Annotated in this window: 18 protein-coding genes and 1 pseudogene; 10 read left to right on the top strand and 9 right to left on the bottom strand. The window is 65.1% G+C overall.

The window, feature by feature from the left end; translation table 11 throughout:
• The first annotated feature begins 3 nt into the window (after positions 1 to 3).
• A complete protein-coding gene (locus ACIBG0_RS40585; protein WP_397040676.1) occupies positions 4 to 1542 on the top strand; it encodes a Rieske 2Fe-2S domain-containing protein in 1539 nt (512 codons plus the stop codon).
• A gap of 183 nt (positions 1543 to 1725) precedes the next feature.
• Positions 1726 to 2082 carry a hypothetical protein gene (locus ACIBG0_RS40590; RefSeq protein ID WP_397040678.1) on the top strand — a complete coding sequence of 119 codons (357 nt, stop codon included), beginning with the start codon at positions 1726 to 1728 and terminating at the stop codon, positions 2080 to 2082.
• Between the two features lie 217 nt (positions 2083 to 2299).
• Here ACIBG0_RS40590 and ACIBG0_RS40595 read toward each other — a convergent pair whose 3' ends face one another.
• Both ACIBG0_RS40595 and ACIBG0_RS40600 read right to left on the bottom strand, forming a co-directional pair.
• Positions 2300 to 3256: a DMT family transporter gene (locus ACIBG0_RS40595; protein WP_397040680.1), complete on the bottom strand. Its 957-nt coding sequence runs from the start codon at positions 3254 to 3256 to the stop codon at positions 2300 to 2302.
• A 498-nt stretch (positions 3257 to 3754) separates the two neighbouring features.
• Positions 3755 to 5008, bottom strand: coding sequence for an oxygenase MpaB family protein (locus ACIBG0_RS40600; RefSeq protein WP_397040682.1), 1254 nt, complete (start codon positions 5006 to 5008; stop codon positions 3755 to 3757).
• Positions 5009 to 5302: 294 nt separating this feature from the next.
• Here ACIBG0_RS40600 and ACIBG0_RS40605 point away from each other — a divergent pair.
• A pseudogene (locus ACIBG0_RS40605) lies at positions 5303 to 5436 on the top strand (alpha/beta hydrolase); the annotation flags it as partial.
• 64 nt (positions 5437 to 5500) lie between these two features.
• On the opposite strand, the gene ACIBG0_RS40610 reads toward ACIBG0_RS40605, so the two are convergent.
• The 3 genes from ACIBG0_RS40610 to serS all read right to left on the bottom strand — a co-directional run bounded on the left by ACIBG0_RS40610 (position 5501) and on the right by serS (position 10269).
• A complete protein-coding gene (locus ACIBG0_RS40610) occupies positions 5501 to 6913 on the bottom strand; it encodes an MFS transporter (protein WP_397040683.1) in 1413 nt (470 codons plus the stop codon).
• A gap of 123 nt (positions 6914 to 7036) precedes the next feature.
• Positions 7037 to 8818, bottom strand: coding sequence for a putative bifunctional diguanylate cyclase/phosphodiesterase (locus ACIBG0_RS40615; RefSeq protein WP_397040685.1), 1782 nt, complete (start codon positions 8816 to 8818; stop codon positions 7037 to 7039).
• Positions 8819 to 9006: 188 nt separating this feature from the next.
• Positions 9007 to 10269, bottom strand: coding sequence for a serine--tRNA ligase (gene serS / locus ACIBG0_RS40620; RefSeq protein ID WP_397040687.1), 1263 nt, complete (start codon positions 10267 to 10269; stop codon positions 9007 to 9009).
• A gap of 92 nt (positions 10270 to 10361) precedes the next feature.
• Here serS and ACIBG0_RS40625 point away from each other — a divergent pair, with 92 nt between their 5' ends.
• The 6 genes from ACIBG0_RS40625 to ACIBG0_RS40650 all read left to right on the top strand — a co-directional run bounded on the left by ACIBG0_RS40625 (position 10362) and on the right by ACIBG0_RS40650 (position 16140).
• Positions 10362 to 12053 carry an aldehyde dehydrogenase family protein gene (locus tag ACIBG0_RS40625; protein WP_397040689.1) on the top strand — a complete coding sequence of 564 codons (1692 nt, stop codon included), beginning with the start codon at positions 10362 to 10364 and terminating at the stop codon, positions 12051 to 12053.
• Positions 12054 to 12142: 89 nt separating this feature from the next.
• A complete protein-coding gene (locus ACIBG0_RS40630) occupies positions 12143 to 13279 on the top strand; it encodes a septum formation family protein (RefSeq protein WP_397040691.1) in 1137 nt (378 codons plus the stop codon).
• Positions 13279 to 13629 (top strand): metallopeptidase family protein, encoded by a 351-nt coding sequence (locus ACIBG0_RS40635; protein ID WP_397040693.1) that lies wholly within the window; start codon positions 13279 to 13281, stop codon positions 13627 to 13629. The genes ACIBG0_RS40630 and ACIBG0_RS40635 overlap by 1 nt, the downstream gene beginning before the upstream one ends.
• Before the next feature lie 166 nt (positions 13630 to 13795).
• Complete coding sequence (locus tag ACIBG0_RS40640) at positions 13796 to 14107, top strand: PE family protein (protein ID WP_397040694.1); 312 nt, start codon at positions 13796 to 13798, stop codon at positions 14105 to 14107.
• A 51-nt stretch (positions 14108 to 14158) separates the two neighbouring features.
• Positions 14159 to 15313: a PPE family protein gene (locus tag ACIBG0_RS40645; RefSeq protein WP_397040696.1), complete on the top strand. Its 1155-nt coding sequence runs from the start codon at positions 14159 to 14161 to the stop codon at positions 15311 to 15313.
• The gene (locus tag ACIBG0_RS40650; RefSeq protein WP_397040698.1) at positions 15310 to 16140 is read left to right on the top strand and encodes an ESX secretion-associated protein EspG; all 831 of its coding nucleotides are present in this window, start codon (positions 15310 to 15312) and stop codon (positions 16138 to 16140) included. The genes ACIBG0_RS40645 and ACIBG0_RS40650 overlap by 4 nt, the downstream gene beginning before the upstream one ends.
• Before the next feature lie 28 nt (positions 16141 to 16168).
• On the opposite strand, the gene ACIBG0_RS40655 is transcribed toward ACIBG0_RS40650, so the two are convergent.
• Positions 16169 to 16807: an NAD(P)H-dependent oxidoreductase gene (locus ACIBG0_RS40655; RefSeq protein ID WP_397040700.1), complete on the bottom strand. Its 639-nt coding sequence runs from the start codon at positions 16805 to 16807 to the stop codon at positions 16169 to 16171.
• A 50-nt stretch (positions 16808 to 16857) separates the two neighbouring features.
• Between ACIBG0_RS40655 and ACIBG0_RS40660 the strand changes: the two genes are divergently transcribed.
• Positions 16858 to 17220: a MerR family transcriptional regulator gene (locus ACIBG0_RS40660; protein WP_397040702.1), complete on the top strand. Its 363-nt coding sequence runs from the start codon at positions 16858 to 16860 to the stop codon at positions 17218 to 17220.
• Positions 17221 to 17257: 37 nt separating this feature from the next.
• Here ACIBG0_RS40660 and ACIBG0_RS40665 read toward each other — a convergent pair whose 3' ends face one another.
• The 3 genes from ACIBG0_RS40665 to ACIBG0_RS40675 are packed head-to-tail and all read right to left on the bottom strand — an operon-like array spanning position 17258 to position 19282.
• Complete coding sequence (locus tag ACIBG0_RS40665; RefSeq protein WP_397040704.1) at positions 17258 to 17920, bottom strand: histidine phosphatase family protein; 663 nt, start codon at positions 17918 to 17920, stop codon at positions 17258 to 17260.
• Positions 17917 to 18831: a prephenate dehydratase gene (gene pheA, locus ACIBG0_RS40670; RefSeq protein WP_397040706.1), complete on the bottom strand. Its 915-nt coding sequence runs from the start codon at positions 18829 to 18831 to the stop codon at positions 17917 to 17919. The genes ACIBG0_RS40665 and pheA overlap by 4 nt, the downstream gene beginning before the upstream one ends.
• A 10-nt stretch (positions 18832 to 18841) precedes the next feature.
• A complete protein-coding gene (locus ACIBG0_RS40675; protein WP_397040708.1) occupies positions 18842 to 19282 on the bottom strand; it encodes a hypothetical protein in 441 nt (146 codons plus the stop codon).
• Positions 19283 to 19500 lie beyond the last annotated feature (218 nt).

Here is a 19500-nt window from a genome sequence, read left to right on the forward strand (position 1 = left end):
CTCGTGCAGATCACCAGCGTCGGACACGCCGGATTCCATATCCGCACCGCGGCCGGGTCGATCCTTTGCGATCCCTGGGTGAACCCCGCGTACTTCGGTTCGTGGTTCCCGTTTCCGGACAACACCCAGTTGAACTGGGACGAGCTGGGAAATTGCGATTTTCTGTACGTCTCGCATCTGCACCGCGACCACTTCGACGCGGCGCATCTCGCGAAACACGTCAACAAGGACGCGACCGTGCTGCTGCCGGACTATCCGGTGCCGGATCTCAAGCGCGAACTGGAAAAGCTCGGCTTCCACAAGTTCTTCGAGACCGAGGATTCGGTCAAGCATCGGGTGAGCGGAGTCGGCGGCGAGATCGACATCATGATCATCGCGCTGCGCGCACCCGCCGACGGACCGATCGGCGACTCCGGGCTTGTCGTCTCCGACGGCGAGACCACCTGTTTCAATATGAACGATGCCCGCCCGGTGGATATGGATGTGCTGCACGACGCATTCGGGCAGATCGATATCCACCTGCTGCAATACTCGGGCGCGATCTGGTATCCGATGGTCTACGACATTCCTTCACGGACCAAGTCGAATTTCGGTAAGCAGAAGCGCCAGCGCGGAATGGATCGGGCGCGCAGTTATATCGAGCAGGTCGGCGCCACCTGGGTGGTGCCCTCGGCCGGTCCGCCGGTATTCCTCGACGACGAATTGCGCTACCTCAATGACGACCGCGGCGACGAGGGCAATATCTTCCCGGATCAAATGGTTTTCCTGGAACAGATGAAAATCCACGGCAACGAGGGCGGAATTCTGATGATCCCGGGTTCGGTCGCCGATGTGCGCGGTGCCGAACTCGCGCTGACCCATCCGTTCGAGCCCGGCCTGATCTATGACAACAAGGCCGAATACATCGAGTTGATGGCACAGCGCCTCGCGCCGGTGCTGGCGGACGAAAAGGCTTCGTGGGCAACGGGTGACGAGCCGCTGTTGGAACCGCTGCGGGCTTTGTTCGAGCCGATCATGAAGCAGAGCGATCTGATCTGCGACGGGATCGGCTATCCGGTCGGACTGATCATCGGCGACGAAACCGTGGTGCTGGACTTCCCCAAGCGCGTGGTGCGCGGGCCGATCGAGGGTGAAGGCAAGTACCGCTACGGCTTCCGGATCCCGCCGGAACTGGTGCGCACCGTACTGCGTGACAATGAGCCGGACTGGGTGAACACCATTTTCCTGTCCACTCGATTCCAGGCCTGGCGCATCGGCGGCTACAACGAATTCCTCTACACCTTCTTCAAATGCCTCACCGATGAGCGGATCGCCTATGCGGACGGGTGGTTCGCCGAGGCGCACGACGATTCCGCGTCAACGGAATTGGCCGGCTGGGAGGTCCAGCGCCGCTGCCCACACCTGAAGGCGGACCTGTCGAAATTCGGCGTGGTCGAGGGAAATACCCTGACTTGCAATTTGCACGGGTGGCAGTGGGATCTGGAATCCGGTCGGTGCAAGACCTCCAAGGGGCATGAGTTGCGCTCGCGCAAGCTCGGCTGAATCCGGATCCCCGGGGTGCCTTTCGCCGACTCCAGGTCGGTTCTGAAATACGGTGCAATTCGCCCGCTCACCTGCTGGTGGTGACAACCTCGGGCTCCTACAATCGGGGGCGTCGGGGAATATCCAACGAACTCGACGATCGGCGAGTCAGGTCCGCGCGACGATTCGCTGGAAGAAGGCATCATGAGCACCAACAAGGCGCGTGGCATCAGCACGCGCCGACTACTCGCAAATATCGCACTAATGGGAGCGGCGATGGCGGCTCCGATAATAGCGGTGGCGGTCCCCGCCATGGCGATGCCGACACCCGGACCAGGTGTAGTGCAGGCAGATAATCCGCACTGCCCTGGCTACGGCCCTGGGTGCAATGGGGGCGGCGGCGGCTGGGGCGGCGGCGGTTGGGGCGGCAACGGCGGTTGGGGCGGCGGCGGTTGGGGCGGCAACGGCGGTTGGGGCGGCGGCGGCTGGGGCGGCAACGGCGGCTGGGGCGGCGGCTCGAGCCAATGGTTGTTCCCTCCGGGCTGGTTCGGCAGTAGCTAACCCCGATCGAATCCGAGCGCTACGAGATGGAACTCCCGGCGATGTCGACCATTGCGGTCACGTCGCCGGGTAACCGCACATCAACGACCCAGCGCCATCGGAATCGCAGCGCAAGACATCGGGATCGGACTTGCGCGACCATGGCGATGGCTTGCACACATCGGCTTGCACACATCGGTGAGTCGAGGACCGCAATGCTGAAGGGCTGGCGTCGGGCTCAGTTTTGTGAGCGGGTGGCGACGAGAACGGCGACGAAGGTAAGCGCGCAACCGATTACGGCGGTTGGGGAGAGTCCAGCGCCGGTTGGGGCGAGCAGGTCCAGGGTGATCGAGGCCAGGAGTTGGCCTGCTACCGAGGTCAGCCCGAGGAGTAGGACACCGATCCAGCGGACCGTAATGGCGGCCAAGGCGATGAAGGCAACGCCGATGAGGCCGCCGAGATAGAGCCATGGCTCGCTGGGGAGTACGGTCGGCCAACCGGTACCGACCAGGATGCACGCCTCGATGGCGAACAGGGCCGCGGTGCCGATGCCGAAGTTCACCAGCGTGGCGGAGAATGGACCGCCTACCGCGCCGACGCGACCGTTGACCGCCTGCTGCCAGGCCAGTCCGATTCCGGCCAGCGCGGGCAAGAGGATCAGCACTGCCGTCGGGCCGGTGCGCAGCCATTCGGGAACGGCCGCGGAACCGACCGGCGCACCGGACCTTCCCGCCACGGCGAGGACGACCGCGACCATGGCCAGCGCCGCACCGCCGACGCGCGAAACCGTGACCGGAGTGCGACCGTTCGGTGCCAACCCGAGCCGGTCCACCACCAGACTGCTCAGTAATTGGCCGCCGACTGTCGCGACAGTGAAGGCCGTGACTCCGATCGCGGCAACGGTAAGTCCCTGGCACGCAACGAAGAACGCACCACACAGCCCACCGAACAACTGGACCGGCCGCAGCTCGCCATGGGTCACCGCCCGCCGCACCCGCACCAGCCCGTCCCGCAGCCGCCGACTCACCGCGAACGCGATCACCAACATCACCAGACCGAGTCCGAAACTGATGCAGGCAGCCGCAATCCCATCTCGCAACCGCACCCCCAACGCCCCATTGATCCGGCCCTGCACCGCCACCCCGACCCCGATGCAGAACCCGAAGGCCAACCCCACCTTCGCCCGCGCCACCATCCCCGCACCGTACCGCCACCCCCGCAATCCCCGACCGAGCCACAACACACCGCCCTCGATCTCACCTCCGGCACGCGTGCAAGCCACAGCCCCAGGCACGGTCGCAGACCTAGTGATGACCTCGCATAGGCCACAGAGCCTGATGCCGAGTCATCGCGGATTGCGGCCGTGACACAGGTCGCACCCCTATTTCGACGGTTGCCGGGCAATCATGTCCAGCCGGAGGTGATTTGATGCCCCCGAGTGTGACGTTGATGTGGCGCAACAGCCGCCCATGGGCGCATTCGGCAACAGCCTCCACGGGCTATGCGAGGCGATCGATATGCGAGACCGCCATTCGGCTGCATTGCCGATGTACGGCAAGAGTGTGCGGCAGTGCCGTGTCCGGCGGGCATTCCGTCTCGAGTGCTCGTCCGTTCAGCGACTCGTGGCGAGGAATTGGCAGCACAAGATCCACTCGAATGCCCTGTGCGGGATCGAACCGCCGCAGGCCATCGGTTACCCGGCGCGCAAAGCACTGCGCGCGGCGTAGGTGTCGTGACGTGCGTACGTGCGGTCACCTCCATTGCGGGCGATGGAACCGCGGACCAGGCGGGCGCGGATGCGGGCGCCGAGTCGTTCTTGGAGGCGGGTGGCGCCCGGGATGAGTTGGCGAGGCACTTCTATGGTGCCGTTGACCACGGCGGTGGCCATGACGGCGCTCTGGAAGAACTTGCTGTTCTGCAGGCCGAGGAAGTCGGAATTGGTTGGGCCCAGGACGATTCGGCTGTAGGCGACCAGGTAATTGGTGATCACCCGGCGGATGAGGCGCTTGGCCGCGGTATCGGTGCCGATGAACAGACCGCCCGCAGCCGGGACCAGGGCCTGGGCCAGGCGTCGGGAGTCCTCGTCCGGAATGAATTCGGTATCGGCGAGGATCCAGAAAGCGCGCCAGGTATCGGTTTCATTGGTCGGCAGGATTTCTGCGTCGATGCCGAGCAGGAAGCCGACGTAGCGCCAGAGCTGGAACACCGCATCCTTTTCCTGGGCGGAAAAGCGCAGGCCGAGTGCCTGTGCGCCGACCAGATTCGCCATCGAGAACAGCCCGAGTGTGCCGACGGTGAGCACCTGGTTCACCGGGTGGTCCCAGGCTTCGTAATCCCAATCAGCACGTCGATTCATGCCCGCGCGCACCAGTGCGTGCATGAGTCGCACTCGCAGCACACTCTTGTAGCCGACCTGATTGCGTTGCAGACCACCAGGAGTCGTGACGTCCAGCCACCACTGAGTGGTTTCGGCCAGGCGGCGCGGTGCCATGGCATCGAGATCGCCGGTGCCGACGAGGGTCTTATCCGCGCGGGCGGCCAAATAGCCGCCCATCAGTGCGAACATACCCATCGCGATCCCGCCCCAGACACTGGTGCGTTCCACGACCCGGGCACCGCGGTCGATTTTGGTGCGGTCCAGCCAGTACGGGTCCGTCTCGACCTGATCGAAGAATGCCGTCAACTCGGTGGGCGGATTCGATACCGCATCGACTCCGCGCTCCACGGCGATCTCGAACATCCGGCGACCCTCGCCGACCGGCAGCCGTTTGAACATGGCGACCAGATCGTCCGCGAGCGGATCCCCTACCTGCGCGAACCGACGGAACGAATCCCGCTGCGCCGCGGTGCAGCGCAGATCGCCGGGTGCCAGCACGGGAACCGCGTACCGGAACGGGAACTCCGTGAACAGCAGCGGAGTGGGCAGCAGCTGGTTGTCATGCGTCATTGCATTTCACCCATCGGAAAGAGTGGTTCGCGCCCAGTTGGAGCACATTCTGACAAGACCATCTCACAAATTCAGATATCTGGCAAGGGTCTATGCCAGAATTGAGTGCGATGGCTACTCCCGCGCGTCCTACGGCGGCATGCCGATTGACCAGCGCCGCGCCCTGCTGGACGCCGCCATCGAGATCATCGGAACCTCGGGATTCGCCAAGCTCACCCGCGGAGTGCGAATCGACGAGCCGGTTCCTTGACGAATGCCAGCGGCGGCCAGGTGTGCGCCGGAATTCCGCACGAAATCGCGGGCGACGGCCTGGTCCTGCAAGCCAGTGGCTCCGGTTGAAATCGACTCGCCGCATCGGTTTCGACGATGAGAACGGCCTTCATATCGCCGGAGCCAACCATTTCACGCTTCTCGACCACGAGACTGTTACCAGGCGCCACAAGCACGCCGTATCCACCATCGGGCGGCTCACTCGTCGGCGACCGCATCCTCCTATTCGAGAGCCTCACTGCCGCACCGCTCGGGCGTACGCCGCGGTAGCGAGGACGGGATCAGCAGGGCAATCGCAAGCAAGGACGCACCCAGCAGCGCGACCGTCGTCGACATCGACAACCACATAGTGGCGATTGCGGCGAACCCGAATACCACCAGCGCGACAACCTCCGATGCGAGGCCGGATACCGAGGTGACCGTCGCCCTGGCGGGCCCTTCGATCGCGTCCTGCAACCGAGCCCCCGCCACCACACTGGCGTTGTAGACGATGCCGTAGGAAACACCGATCGCGGTAAAGCCCACGCCCGCAAGCACATACACCGCAGCTGGCGAGCGGACAGCGAGACCGGCGACCACCGCACCGCCGACGAACAGCGCCCCACCCAGACCCACCGCGATCGCCATGGCACGTGCCGACATTCCCTCGGTACGCCCGGCCGACACCGACCCCACCAGCGAACCGACAACCGTAATACCAACCAGCACCGGCACCACCGCCGTCGCCACCCCGACCTCTTGGGCGAGCAACGCAAAGTACTCGTCGAAGGCCGTGACCCCGGACAGTAGCGCGCCCAATGCCACCGCATTGCGCACGGCACGCACCCGAATCGCCTCGCTCACACCGGTTCGCAGCATGTTGAGATACGTCGCGAAGGGTCGCGATTCCGTCGCTATCCCGGCGGCTTCCGTCGCCACGCGTCCTGTCTCCGACGCGTAGTGAGCGTGCGGTCCCTGAGCTATATCGCCATCCAACTGCACAGCTAACCCGGACGCGCTCGACTCCCGCACCGCGACCGGCTGCCCGGTCGAGGCGCCCGCCGCTCGCGATATCTCGGAGGAGCCATCCTCGTCTTCCAGATCCTCGACCGCCGAAGCCGACACAGCCTTCGGCGCGCTCGGCAATGAAAGCCCGACCAGAGTGTGCACCGCCGCGAACGCGACACTGCACCACCCGAGCAACGGATAGCCACCCCAGATATACAACGGCGTCGCGGCGAGAATGGCGATCACGATCGCGGCTTCCGACGCCGCCCTGGCATATCCGATGATGCGCGGATACGCCCGTTGCTCGTTCCTGGCAACGAGTTCGTCATAGAGCAATGCCTCGAAGGTCCCCGACACCAACGCGCCCGAAATACCCCACAGTACGAAGCCGATCGCGAATCCCAGATAGGTCGGCAGCACAGTCCAGCACACGAAACCGGCAGTCAACAGCACACCGCTGGTGACGAGCAGCCCACGCCGTGACACCGTATCGGCCCAGGCACCGGATGGCACCTCGAGCAGAAACGCGGTCGCCGACCACATTGCCAGCAGGGAAGAGATCTGCCCGGTGCTCAATCCATGATCGGCGAACAGCACCGCGTACAGCGCGTATAGCGGAATCAGATCACCGATGCCCTTGAAGAGCACCGCCCGCACGGTAAGCGCGCGCAGACCGATCCCGCCGGTCAGCGACCTACCTGATCAACAGCCGTAGATGAGCAAACGCATACCGTCAGCCTGACGAACTGTCCCGCGCACGTCAAGCGATTTTCAGCCGAGCGGCAGCCACCCGTTGGCGGTGTGCAGGTCCCCATCGCCGAGTTCATCGAGCCCGGGACCGACTCGCCCCTGATGTTCGTTCAGATCGGTGATCAACTCCGAGACCGGATGCGAATCGCTGTAGTGATAGCCCTGGGCCAGCGCGAAACCGAGTTCGGTCAGCACCGCCGCCTGGTACTCGGTCTCCACGCCTTCGGCGATCACCTGCAAGTCCAGTGCACTGCTCAGTGCTGCGATCACGCCGAGCAGCGGCGGCGCGGGCGAGTCCGAACGGATCGCGGCGACGAACGACTGGTCGACCTTGATGATGTCGCTCGGCAGCGTGGCAAGGCGGCTCAACGACGAGTACCCCGTGCCGAAGTCATCGATCGCGATGCGCACGCCGCGTTCGCGGAGAATATGCAGATTGCCGATGGCCGTTTGGGATTCGGCCGCCAACTCGCTCTCGGTCACCTCGAGCACCAGTTGATCGGCGGGCCAACCGGTGCTGGACAGGATATCGGCCACCCGGTCGGCATAACCTGTCTCGGCCAGTTCCAGGCCGCTGACATTGACATTCAGCGTCAGATCCAGTTGGGCGAAGGTCTCCTGCAGACGAGCCGCGTCCGCACAAGCGCGGCGCAATACCAGTTCGTCCAGATCGGAGATGAGGTCGTATTCCTCGGCAACCCGAATCAGCCCCTCGGTGGTGACATCCGGCTGTGCACTCGATGACCAGCGCAGCAGCGCCTCGACACCGACCGCCTTACCGCCGCCCTCGGTCAGGCTGACAATCGGCTGGTAGTGCACATCGAGCGCGCCACGGTCGATGGCCTCGCGCAACTCGACCGCCAGCGGCAACTGCCGTGACGACTCCAGCACCGTCCGGTTGCGCCCAGCTTGCTTGGCCCGGTACAGACCGACATCGGCCCGACTCACCAGCAGCGAACCCGATTCACCCGGCTGCCATGAGGTGACACCGGCCGAACAGCCCGTTGTCACCGATGCCCGCAACTGCTCGGTCAGCAGAATCGCCGCCTGCTCGGTGGTATTCGGCAACAGCAGCGCGAAGGCGTCACCACCGTAGCGAGCCAGTCGCTGATCCGACGCGAGCAACTTCGACCACGTGTCGGCGACTCGCTGCAGCACCGCATCGCCCGCGCGATGGCCGAGGTGATCGTTGATCTTCTGGAAGCGGTCGAGGTCGACGAGCACCAGCGCCAGTCCCTGGCCGGTTCGCGTGGCAGTTTCGATCGCGCCGTTCAACGCTCGGTCGAAACCACGCCGGTTGAGCAGTCCGGTGAGCACGTCGATATCGGCCTCGGAGGCCATTCGGGTCAGGATCCCGACCACCACCCCGACACCGAAGGTCACACCGGCCGGTATCAAACCGGACCACCACGGCAGTGTGGGATGTATCGGCCGCGTGGGCATCACCCACAGGCACATGACCATAGCGAAGGCTATGTGCGCAAATGCCTGCGGCCATGCGAAGAACAATGCGGCATCACAGGCCACGAAAGCATAGAAGGAGGCGAGGCTGATCGCGCCGACGGTATTCGGGAATGCGTATACCGCGATCGTTACCAATACCGTCGCGATCGCGACATAACCATGGTGAATCCCATGCGGCAACCGCGGACCCCAGCCGAGCAGGCTGAGTCCGAGCAGCAGCGCCACCGCGGCGGCGGTACCCACCAGCGCTCGATTGCCTTCGCTGCCCGGGGCAATTCCCGTGATCAGCAGGCCGAGCGCGCCCCCCATGACATAGAAGGCCCCGGTGGTCCGGGACATGACCATAGCCGTCGCCAACGCAGAAGCGGCCCGCACCCGGGTTCGGGTATCGCCGCGAGACCCGATTCCTCGCACGGGGAATAGCCTAGACATAGAAATTACCTACAGTTGCCACATCCTGTGAATCCGGCATGGCGAACCCCTAGCTATTTACCTGCAGGCAATGTGGGACGGGCTATTTCGAGGTGTTATCGCGGGGGTGTCAGCACCTCGGTACCGACGAACGGTACCAGCGCGGCGGGCACCCGAACAGAACCGTCGGCCTGCTGATGGTTTTCCAGGATCGCGACAATCCAACGCGTAGTCGCGAGCGTACCGTTCAAAGTGGCTGCGATCTGCGGCTTTCCGTTCTCGTCGCGATAGCGCACGGCGAGGCGGCGGGCCTGGTAGGTGGTGCAGTTCGAGGTCGAGGTGAGCTCGCGGTAGGTCTGCTGGGTCGGCACCCAAGCCTCGCAGTCGAATTTGCGCGCGGCCGAACTGCCCAGATCACCCGCGGCGACGTCGATGATTCGATAAGGCACCTCGACGGCCGCGAGCATGTCCTGCTCCCAGGCGAGCAGTCGCTTGTGTTCGGCCGCTGCCTCCTCGGGTGTGGTGAACACGAACATTTCGACCTTGTCGAATTGGTGCACCCGGATGATGCCGCGGGTGTCCTTGCCGTAGCTGCCCGCCTCGCGCCGGAAACACGACGACCAGCCCGCATAGCGCTTCGGCCCCGCGCTCAGGTCCAGGATCTCGTCCGAGTGGTAACCCGCCAGCGGCACCTCCGAGGTGCCGACCAGGTACAACTCATCCTCCTCGAGGTGGTAGACCTCGGCGCTGTGCTGGCCGAGGAATCCGGTACCGGCCATGATCTCCGGGCGCACCAGCACCGGCGGAATCATCATGGTGAACCCGTTGGCCACCGCCTTCTGCGCGGCGAGTTGCAGAAGACCCAGCTGCAGCAGCGCACCGTAACCGGTCATGAAGTAGAACCGCGCGCCCGACACCTTCGCGCCGCGTTCCATATCGAACAGACCGAGCGATTCACCGAGCTCAACGTGGTCCCTGGGCTCGAAATCGAATTCCCTTGGCGTGCCAATGGTCTCGAGCACAATGTAATCGTCCTCGCCGCCCGCGGGAGCGCCTTCCTGGACCACATTCGAGATGGCGCGGTGCGCGGTGTCCATATCGGCGTCGGCGGCGTGCTGGGCGACCTCGGCCTCTTTGACCTTCGCCGACATCTCCTGCGCCTGTTCCAGCAGGACGGACCGTTCCTCCGGCTTCGCCTTGCCGATCAGCTTGCCCATCGCCTTGTGCTCGGCGCGCAGGTTATCGGCGGTGGCCACCGCCGCACGCCGCGCCGCGTCCGCCTCGAGCAGGGCGTCGACGAGGGCGGGGTCTTCGCCGCGGGCGCGTTGCGAGGCGCGGACCGCGTCGGGATTGTCCCGCAGGAATCGGAGGTCGATCATGGGTGACCAGCCTAATGGTCGCGATATTGTGGTTTCACGCCGATATCCCAGTATGCGGATCGTCCTGCGGTACACACGCGCATAGTTGGCTTGTGGGCACAGCTTTCGACGAAACCGCTATTGATAACGCAGTAGCCGATCTGGTCGCGGGCGAGAAAACTTGGGCGCATACCCCGCTGCGGCGCCGCCGCGAACTTCTCGACGATATCCACACCCGCACCGGCCGGTTCTCCCATGAATGGGTGCGTGCCGCGCGCACCATCAAGGGCCTGGCCACCGACTCGCCGCTGGTCGGCGAGGAGTGGATGTCGGGTCCGATGACGCTGCTCCAGGCCACCGCCGCACTGTCTGCCACGCTCTCGGCGCTGGAGCAGGGGCGCAGCCCGCTCGACGGGATCGCGCTGGCCGAGGCGCCGGGCGAGCGGGTCGCGGTGCCGATTCTGCCGCTCGATTTCTACGACAGGTTGCTGCTCAGCGGCTTTCACGGGGAAGTGTGGTTACGTCCCGGCGTCGACGCCGATACCGCGCGTCGACGCGCCGGACTCGCGCAACTCGACCCCACCGCGACCGGCGGCGTCGGCGCGGTCCTTGGGGCGGGCAATATCACCTCCATTCCGCCGCTGGACGTGCTCTACGAGCTCTACGCCCACAACCGGGTGGTCGCGCTCAAATTGAATCCGATCACCGACCCACTGTTCACGGTGTACGAGATGGTCTTCGCACCCCTGATCGAGCTCGGTGTGCTGCGGATTCTGACCGGTGGGGCCGCAGCGGGCGAGTACCTGGTGCACCACAGCGACGTCGCGCATGTGCACATGACCGGCAGCATGCGAACCCACGACGCGATCGTCTGGGGTCCGGACGGCAAGGCCGCGGGTCGGCCGCTGCTGGACAAGCCGATCACGAGCGAACTCGGCGGCGTCTCGCCGACCATTGTGTTGCCCGGCGAATGGGAGGACGCCGACCTACGCTTCCAGGCCGAACACGTCGCGACCCAGCGGCTGCACAACGGTGGCTACAACTGCGTCGCGACCCAGGCGGTGGTGTTGAGCGCGGACTGGCCGCAGAAGGACGGGTTCCTCGCCGAGCTGCGTGCCGCGATCGAGCGGGCACCACAGCGCCGGGCCTACTATCCGGGCAGTGACGATCGGGTCGCCGCGGCGCTGGATTCCTATCCGGATGCCGCGCGGCTCGGGCCCGCTCGCGAACGCGTGCTCGTCGAGAGTCTGCCGTCGACCGAAACTCCGCTGCTACGCACCGAATACTTCTCGCCGGTGCTCGGCGTGGTCGAACTGCCGCATACCGGCGGTGAATTCCTGCAGCGCGCGGTTGATTTCGCGAATGACGAGGTGATCGGGACGCTCGGGGTGAATGTGATCGCGCATCCGAGCACCATCAAGCGGCTCGGCATCGCCTTCGACCGCGCGGTGGAGCGGCTGCGCTACGGCGCCATCGCGGTGAATGCCTGGACAGCACTGGCTTTCCTGGCCCCGAGGGCGTCCTGGGGCGCCTATCCCGGCCACACCCTCGACGACGTGCAGAGCGGAATCGGCGTGGTGCACAATGCCTTCCTGCTCGACGATGTGGAGCGCACAGTGGTGCGCGGACCGTTCCGGCCCTCGCCCCGGTCGCTGCTGCGCGGCGAACTGGCACTGTCGCCGAAGCCGCCGTGGTTCGTCGATAATGCGACCGCGGCCGCGACGGGACGCAAGCTCACCGAGTTCTACGCCAGCGCCAATCCGGCACGGTTGCCCGGCCTGTTCCTCTCCGCGTTCCGCGGCTGACGCGCCTCGCATAGGTACGACCGGGGCGCTTGCGATCGATTCGACCAGGTCGTAGCAACTGCGAACAGACGCTGACATGATGGACCGCGATGTCTGCTGATGATGTGACCAAGGACGTGCGCGAGTCCGACCTGCCCTCGGGCGAGTTCTCGCGCGCGGAATCGTTCCCGCAGTCGGTAATCATCGACCGCGACGCCGTCGCCGACGGCAAGCTGCATCTGTCCGCGCCGAAGCTGCGGTGGGTATTGCTCGCCGCGGCGGCCGGCGCCGTCATCATCTCGTTGGTCGGTCTGTTCATCACCGGCTACGACAACAAGGGTCTGGAGGCGCACAATCCGGGTTCTCCCGGCCAGCCCGCCATTGAGAAGGAGTTCGGCACCGCGGCCAGGGGCGATTGTCTCAGCTGGAGCAAACCGGACCGCGGCGATCTGGTGAAGGTGGCCTGCTCCGGCAAGCATCTGTTCGAGGTCGCGGCCGATGTCGATATGGCCAAATATCCTGGCGTGGAATTCGGTCCGGGCTCACGCTTTCCGGACTCGCTGCGACTGACCGAACTCAAGGAAGAGCACTGCACCCCCGCCGTCGAGCAGTATCTGAACGGCAAATTCGATCCGCGCGGTCGCTATGTGGTCGGCCTTATGTATCCGAGTCCGGACGGGTGGAAGCACGGCGACCGAACATTGCGCTGCGGCCTCCAGTTCTCCGGCAGCACCGGCACCCCGCTGCCGACCAGCGGCGCGGCCACCGAACACGATCAGTCGAAGGTCTTCGAGCCGGGCACCTGCCTTGGTATCAATCAGAATCTGCCCACCGATCCGGTGGATTGCGCACAGGCGCACGCCGTCGAGATCGTGTCGACCGTCGATCTCGGCCAGCACTTTTCCGGCGGTCCGCCCACCAAGGACGACCAGGACAAGTTCATGGAGGACGAATGCGGCCGGGCGGCAAACGACTATCTCGGCTCACCCGATGCGGTGCGCAACAAGACGCTGACGGTCTTCTTCGACTACCTCGACGCGCGCAGCTGGCTGGCGGGCAGCCGCAAATTGGACTGCATGATCGGAAAGGGCACCGACCGTGAGGGTTTCGCGCCGATCACCGGATCGGCGAAGGGCGACATCCTGATCAACGGCCAGGCTCCGGTGCCGCCGCCGAACTCCGGCCGCTCGACTCCTGCCCCGCTGCCCGGCGCCGCACCGCTGCCACCACAGCCGCAACCGCGCTGATGGCGGTGACCATGTCCGCGGACCGGTTCGAGGAGCTGGTCGGCGATGCGCTCGATCACATTCCGCCCGAATTGGCCCGCGCCATCGACAATGTGGTCGTGCTGATCGAACCGCGCAATCCGGAGGATCCGCATCTGCTCGGGCTGTATCACGGAATCGCGTTGACCGAGCGCGACAGTCACTACGGCGGCTCGCTGCCCGACACCGTAACCATCTATCGCGAGGCGATTCTCGACATCTGCGGCAACGAGCGCGAGGTTGTCGAGGAGGTCGCGATCACTGTGATCCATGAAATTGCACACTATTTCGGCATTGACGAAGACCGGTTGCATGAGCTGGGATGGGGCTAGTCTTATCCAAGTTGTGTTCGGCTCGGCTCGACGAGCGCGAAACCAGCACGGATGACCGTAAGAAACTTGGGGATTCGATGGAACCGATCGCGTTGCTGTCGCGTCCTATCACTCGAAGGGGGAATTCTCGTGGTTCCGCCCCACAGCCACTAGAAGGAGTCGAGTCATGGTTGGACATGTACTGATCTCGCCCGAGGCCATTCTCGCCGCCGCGGCAGAACTCGATCTGGTCGCCGAGCGGCTTTCCGCAGCGTCCATGATCACCGCACCAGCGACGCATGTGATCCCGTCCGGCGCCGAAGAGGTGTCGCTCGTGTCCGCGAGCCACTTCAACCAGGGCGCGGTAACCCACGATCATTCCGTCGCCCAGGGCATTCTCGAACTGCACCATGCCGCCCAGACACTGCGCATGCAGCTGGCGCAGCATATCGCCGGCGATGTTGTGCGCGCCGCTGGAGTCAACGCCATTCAGGTCTAGCCCGCGCGGCTGTCCTCAACCACCATTCAGACATTCAGGGGAGTTACAAGCATGGTTGCAGGAGTCACCGGGGTCCTGTGGGTCGCCCGGCCGTCCGAAGTCAACTCGGCCACCCTTCACGCGGGCGCACACGCGGTCCCGATTTCGGCCGCCGCTACCGCATGGGGCGCGCTCACCGCCGCCTGGGTCGATGCGACGACCACCGTTGCCCGTGTCATGGCCGAACTCGGCGTCGGCATGCAGGGCGTCAACGGTATTGCCGCGCTCAGCAAGCTGACCGGCTTCCTCGGCTGGTCCGAACAGCAGGGTGTACAGGCCGCGGCGATGGGCGGCAAGGCAGCGGCGAACGTCATCGCGTACGGCGTTGCCGCGCTCGCTATGCCGAGCCCGCCAGAAATCGCGGCCGTCAATGCCGCGCTGATCGCTTCGACGAACCCGGCCGGGGCAGTCAGCGGCGCCTATGAGGCCGCCGAACTCGCCAGGCACGCCATGGATCTGCGCGCGGCGATGGTGATGGAGACCTACGAGGCGGCGACCTCGGCGATGGTGGCCACACCCGCCGACTTCCCGATGCCGCCGCCGATCGCCGCGGGTGCGGGTCAGGCCAACCCGAGCGGGACCGCCGATGCCGCGTTCGAAGCGCCCACCGACCCTATCTCGACAGCAGTCGCCGCCGTGCAGGCGTTCGTGTCGAACCCGGGTGTGGCCAGCGCCGCGACGCAGGCCGCGCAGGCAGTCGGATCAGTGGTCAGCACCGGTGTGTCAACGGTCGGCAGCGTGGCGAGCAATGCGGTCGCCGCGGCGGCGACGAGCACACCGATGGCCACCATGGCCCCGATGGCGATGGGTGGCGCGATGGCCGCGGCGGGTACTGCGGCCGCGACTCGTGCGGTCTCCTTCTCCGGCACCCCGGCCGGTGCGGGCAGCGCCCAGCTCAAACTGCCGGAAGGCTGGGGTACGGGCAGCGTGATCGGCGGTAACACCGCGACAGCGGCACCCGAGACGGTCGCATCTGTCGAAGCCACACCGGCCCGGTCGATCAGCAACGGCAGCGCGGGTAATCCGCTGCTGGGAAACCAGGCCCGTGACGGCGAGGACGACGAGTCCGAGCACGACAGCAAGGTCGACCTGCGGGCCGATCACTTCACCGATGGTCGCTTCGCCGCCGACGGGGTGATCGGCGCCAACGCCGGGACGGTTGGGTGACCGTCCTCGGCTCTATCGGTGGCCCATCCGCACTCGAGGCGGTTGTGCTGTCACCCGACGAGATCCAGTTTCTCCGCGAGAAACTGGATCTCGATGACCTCCCGGTTGTGCTGAACGCATACGCCCGCTTCGACAGTGTGCCCGCGCATCAGGCGGCAATGGCCGCCGCCGCCGAGTCGCTCGAACAACGGGACCTGCTGATCGACGGCGGGATTCAGCCCGACTTGGAGGACCGACTTCGGGTGCTGAACCGGCCGCACTGGATCATCGCCATGCGGCTGATCGTCGATGGGTACGTGAGTCGTTTTTGTCTGGCGAAGGGCGACGACCTTTCCGTCGTAGCCCTTCGCGGGCAGGACTCGTATGTGATCGACGAAGTGGGAATCGACCTGGCGGGCACCGTAATAGCGGCGCTCGGCACAGCCCAGCCACTCGAGCTCTACGGGATGAACGCACCGACCGAGGAGCTCGCCACGATCTTCGAGGATGTCGGCGATGCGACTGCCACCGCCGAACGACTCGCAAAGGTCGGCAATCCCGCGCAGGACGCGCAAACCATCGCGTCGGCCGTGGTCCAAATCCATTCGCACGCGCAGATCACGGCCGTTCTGTACGGGGACGGCACCCGCGATATTGTCGAGAATCACATCGCTGTGTTCAACACCCGCAACGGGCGATTCATCTCGACGGCGAGCGTGGCCGATGACGGCACCAAGTGGTCGTCGCTGGCCAGCGGCACTCCCGCCCGCCTGCGCGCCGCGGTGGAGGATCTGATCCATTCCTTGCCGGAGCGTGAAGAGTTTCCGAGGAATCCGAGGTTGGCCTGAGGGCGCATCCGCTGGGAAGTAATGCCCGCTATGCCGCGTCCTGATCTCGAGCCGATTGCACCCGCTGCGCCAGATCTACACCGATCCGGTGTGCCTGGTCGATCAGCTGTTCATGAACTCGCGGGTCGTCGGTCTCGGTGCCGTAGAGAATCTTGATGGATGACTCGGCTATCCCACAGTATCCGGCAACGCCGTGCACCATCTGAGTCGTCATCGCCTCCTTGTATCGGCGCCGGTCGTAAGTGCCTTCATCGAGACCAGCAACTGCGATGAAATGCAAAGCTCTTACTGCACTCTGACCGCTTTCCGAACTGGTGTCGTAGGCCCAGCCTCTGGCGAATACGCGGTCTATCCATCCCTTGGCCAAGGCCGGCATCGACCACCAGTGCACCGGGAAGAGGAGAGCGATTGCATCGGCCGAGTCGAGCAATTCCTGCTCACGTCTGACATCGGCGGGAACCTCGCCCCGTAGCCGGTGCACCGCCAGATCCTGCTTGCCGAAGACGGGATCGAATCCCGACTTTGTCAGATCATGTGTTGTGGCAGTGGTGTTTCCAACCGCCTTGATGCCTTGTGCAACTGCTCTGGCAATGGCCCAGGTAGCGGAGTCGTGATCCGGGTGCGCAACCACCAGTACGACGTTCGGCCGACCGTCTTCGTTCGTCATATGGCCAAGCTAAAGTGTGACACTAACGTCAATGTCAAGGAGTTTGCCGGGTGCGGATCAGCGATCTGAGTCGTATCACTGGCGCGAGCCCTCGAATGCTCCGTCATTACGAGGCCGCCGGTGTTCTCTCGCCTCGGCGGGATCCCAACGGCTATCGGCATTACCGCCCCGAGGATGTCAAGACCGTGAAGGATATTCGCTGCTTGCTGGCATCGGGACTGTCGCTGACCGAGTCCTACACGATGTTGCACATTGCGTGCACCGCCCGGTCCAGTGCATCCGAGGACGATCGTGAAGCCGTGCTGCGGCAAATCGATGAGCGCACACGCCAATTGGACACCGCCATCGAACGACTCCTCGCCGAGAAGACCAATCTGCTCGAGCTCCGCTCGGATATCGAGGCTGGCCGATAACACGAAGGCGAGCGGGGAGCATTGTGCCCCAAACGATTCAGCCCATCGGGTCGTCGGCGGTAGGGGAAACTTCGTAGGCGAAGGGTGGGGTGAAGCGCCCCCAACGGATGCATTCCCAGCCGCCGACGGGCCGAGGGACGAGTTCGATGGTTTCGGTGTTGTCGAGATGGTTGTTGGTGGTGAAGGGCGGTGCAACGCCGCTCAGGTTGCGCGAGACCAAGCGCATCGCGGCGCCGTGGCTGACCACCAGGATGTCGCCGTCGCCGCCGTCGGTCAGGTATTTGGTGCGCAGGTCCTCGACGACCGGTAGGAAGCGGGCCAGGACGTCGTATCCGGATTCACCGCCCGGGGGGCGTTCACCGAGATCGCCTTCGTGCCAAGCTCGGTAGATCCGCTGGAAATACGAGTGGGCTTCCTCGGTGTTCTTGCCCTCCAATTCGCCGACCTGCACCTCGTGGATGTCATCGAGCACCTCGACCGGTACGCCGGTCGCCGCCTCGATATATCCGGCGGTCTGTCTGGCGCGCAGCGCGGCCGAGCAGAACAGCGCCTTCGGCGGTCTCAGCAGACTCGAGCCGAATGTCTTCGCTTGGGCCGCACCACGTTCGGTGAGCGGTAGGCCCGGGATACGGGTGTCCAAGATTTTGGCGACGTTGCCCTCGGTCTCACCGTGGCGAACGAGTATCAGTCTGCCGGTCATAGGTCGGCCACCCCCTTACGCAACTGGGTCAACCACTCGGCGGCGGGTTCATCCGAGGGCGGTGGGGTTCCGGTCGCCGAGGTAGCGGGCCAGGAGCCGAGGAAACGGATACGCGCCGTGCGGTGCAATGCTTTGAGCGCCTCGGCGACCGCGGTGTCGTCGATATGGCCGACGCAGTCGAGATAGAAGCGGTAGGTGCCCATACCTGTTCGAGTCGGCCGGGATTCGATTCTGGTGAGATCGATACCGCGAGTGGCGAATTCGGCGAACGCGCGCATGAGTGAGCCCGGCTCGTTGGGCAGTTCGAGCACGATCGAGGTGCGGTCCGTGCCGGTAGCGGGTGGCGCGACACGGGGGCGGGTCACCAGCACGAAGCGGGTGATCGCCTGGTCGTGGTCGGCGACACCGGAGGCCAACGCCGTCAGACCGAGGCGTGCACCGGCCAGCGCGGTAGAGACCGCAGCATCGGCGCGACCCGCTGCGACATCCTCCGCGGCAGCCGCATTCGAGGACGAGGTGTACATCTCGACTTCCGGCAGCGTGCGGGCTACCCAGAGCCGCACCTGCGCCGCGGCGACCGGATAGGCGGCCAAGGTGCGAACATCCGCGAGTTCCGTCCCCGGCCTGGCCAGAATCGCGAAGCTCACCTCGAGTTCGGTTTCGGCGACGATCTGCAGCCGCGGTCCGATGGCCAGCGAATCAAGGGTCGCCGAAATCGAACCCTCGACCGAACTCTCGATCGGCACAACGGCACCCTCCACATCACCGGATCGGATCAGGTCCAGCGCCGCACCTTGGCTGGGCGCGGCAATCCGCTCGACCGGTCCGTCGAAGGCTTGCGAGGACTCGAGTTCGGCGAGGGCCATCTCGGTAAAGGTTCCGGACGGCCCGAAGTACGCGATTCGCGGCACGGTTACGAGATTACTTGCGTGCGCTGAGGATGCTCAGAGTTCCAGCTAGATCGTCGGGCGCATCGGTTTCGATCGCCAGCAACACACTGCGCGCCGCCTCTACGGCAGGCGGCTTCAACGAGGTCAGAAAGGAGATATCGGGCTGGGCCAGCGCCGCTCGAATATCCTCACCGCATAGCGCCGCAACCGTTCCCGCGACGATAGCCAGCGCCCGCTTCCCATCGGAGGTCCGCGCGATGAACCCACCATCGGAGTGCGCGACCTCGACCAGAAATTCGGCGACCTCCCCATCGGTCACATCCGCGTCGAGAATCCGAACGCCCGCCGCCCCGGTCCCCACCACCCGCACCAGGCCGTCATCCAAACTCCGCCGAGCCGCCGACGGTGCCGCCAACGAAAGCAACACCGGCTCCCCCGCCACCGCATGCGCCGCCTGCACTCCATCCGCCATGCCTCCACCGTAGCCACGCCCACCGACCCACCCGGGGCCACCTGCGCACCCCAGTTGCTCGCACCGTCCGTCCATTGACCTGTATCGAGCTTGCTCGCACGGTCAGCGCGTGGGCGGAGTCCCCGTGGGCGGAGTCCCCGTGGGCGGAGTCCCCGTGGGCGGAGTCCCCGTGGGCGGAGTCCCCGTGGGCGGAGTCCCCGTGGGCGGAGTCCCCGTGG

Source organism: Nocardia sp. NPDC050630, from assembly GCF_044457245.1.
Classification (GTDB): domain Bacteria; phylum Actinomycetota; class Actinomycetes; order Mycobacteriales; family Mycobacteriaceae; genus Nocardia.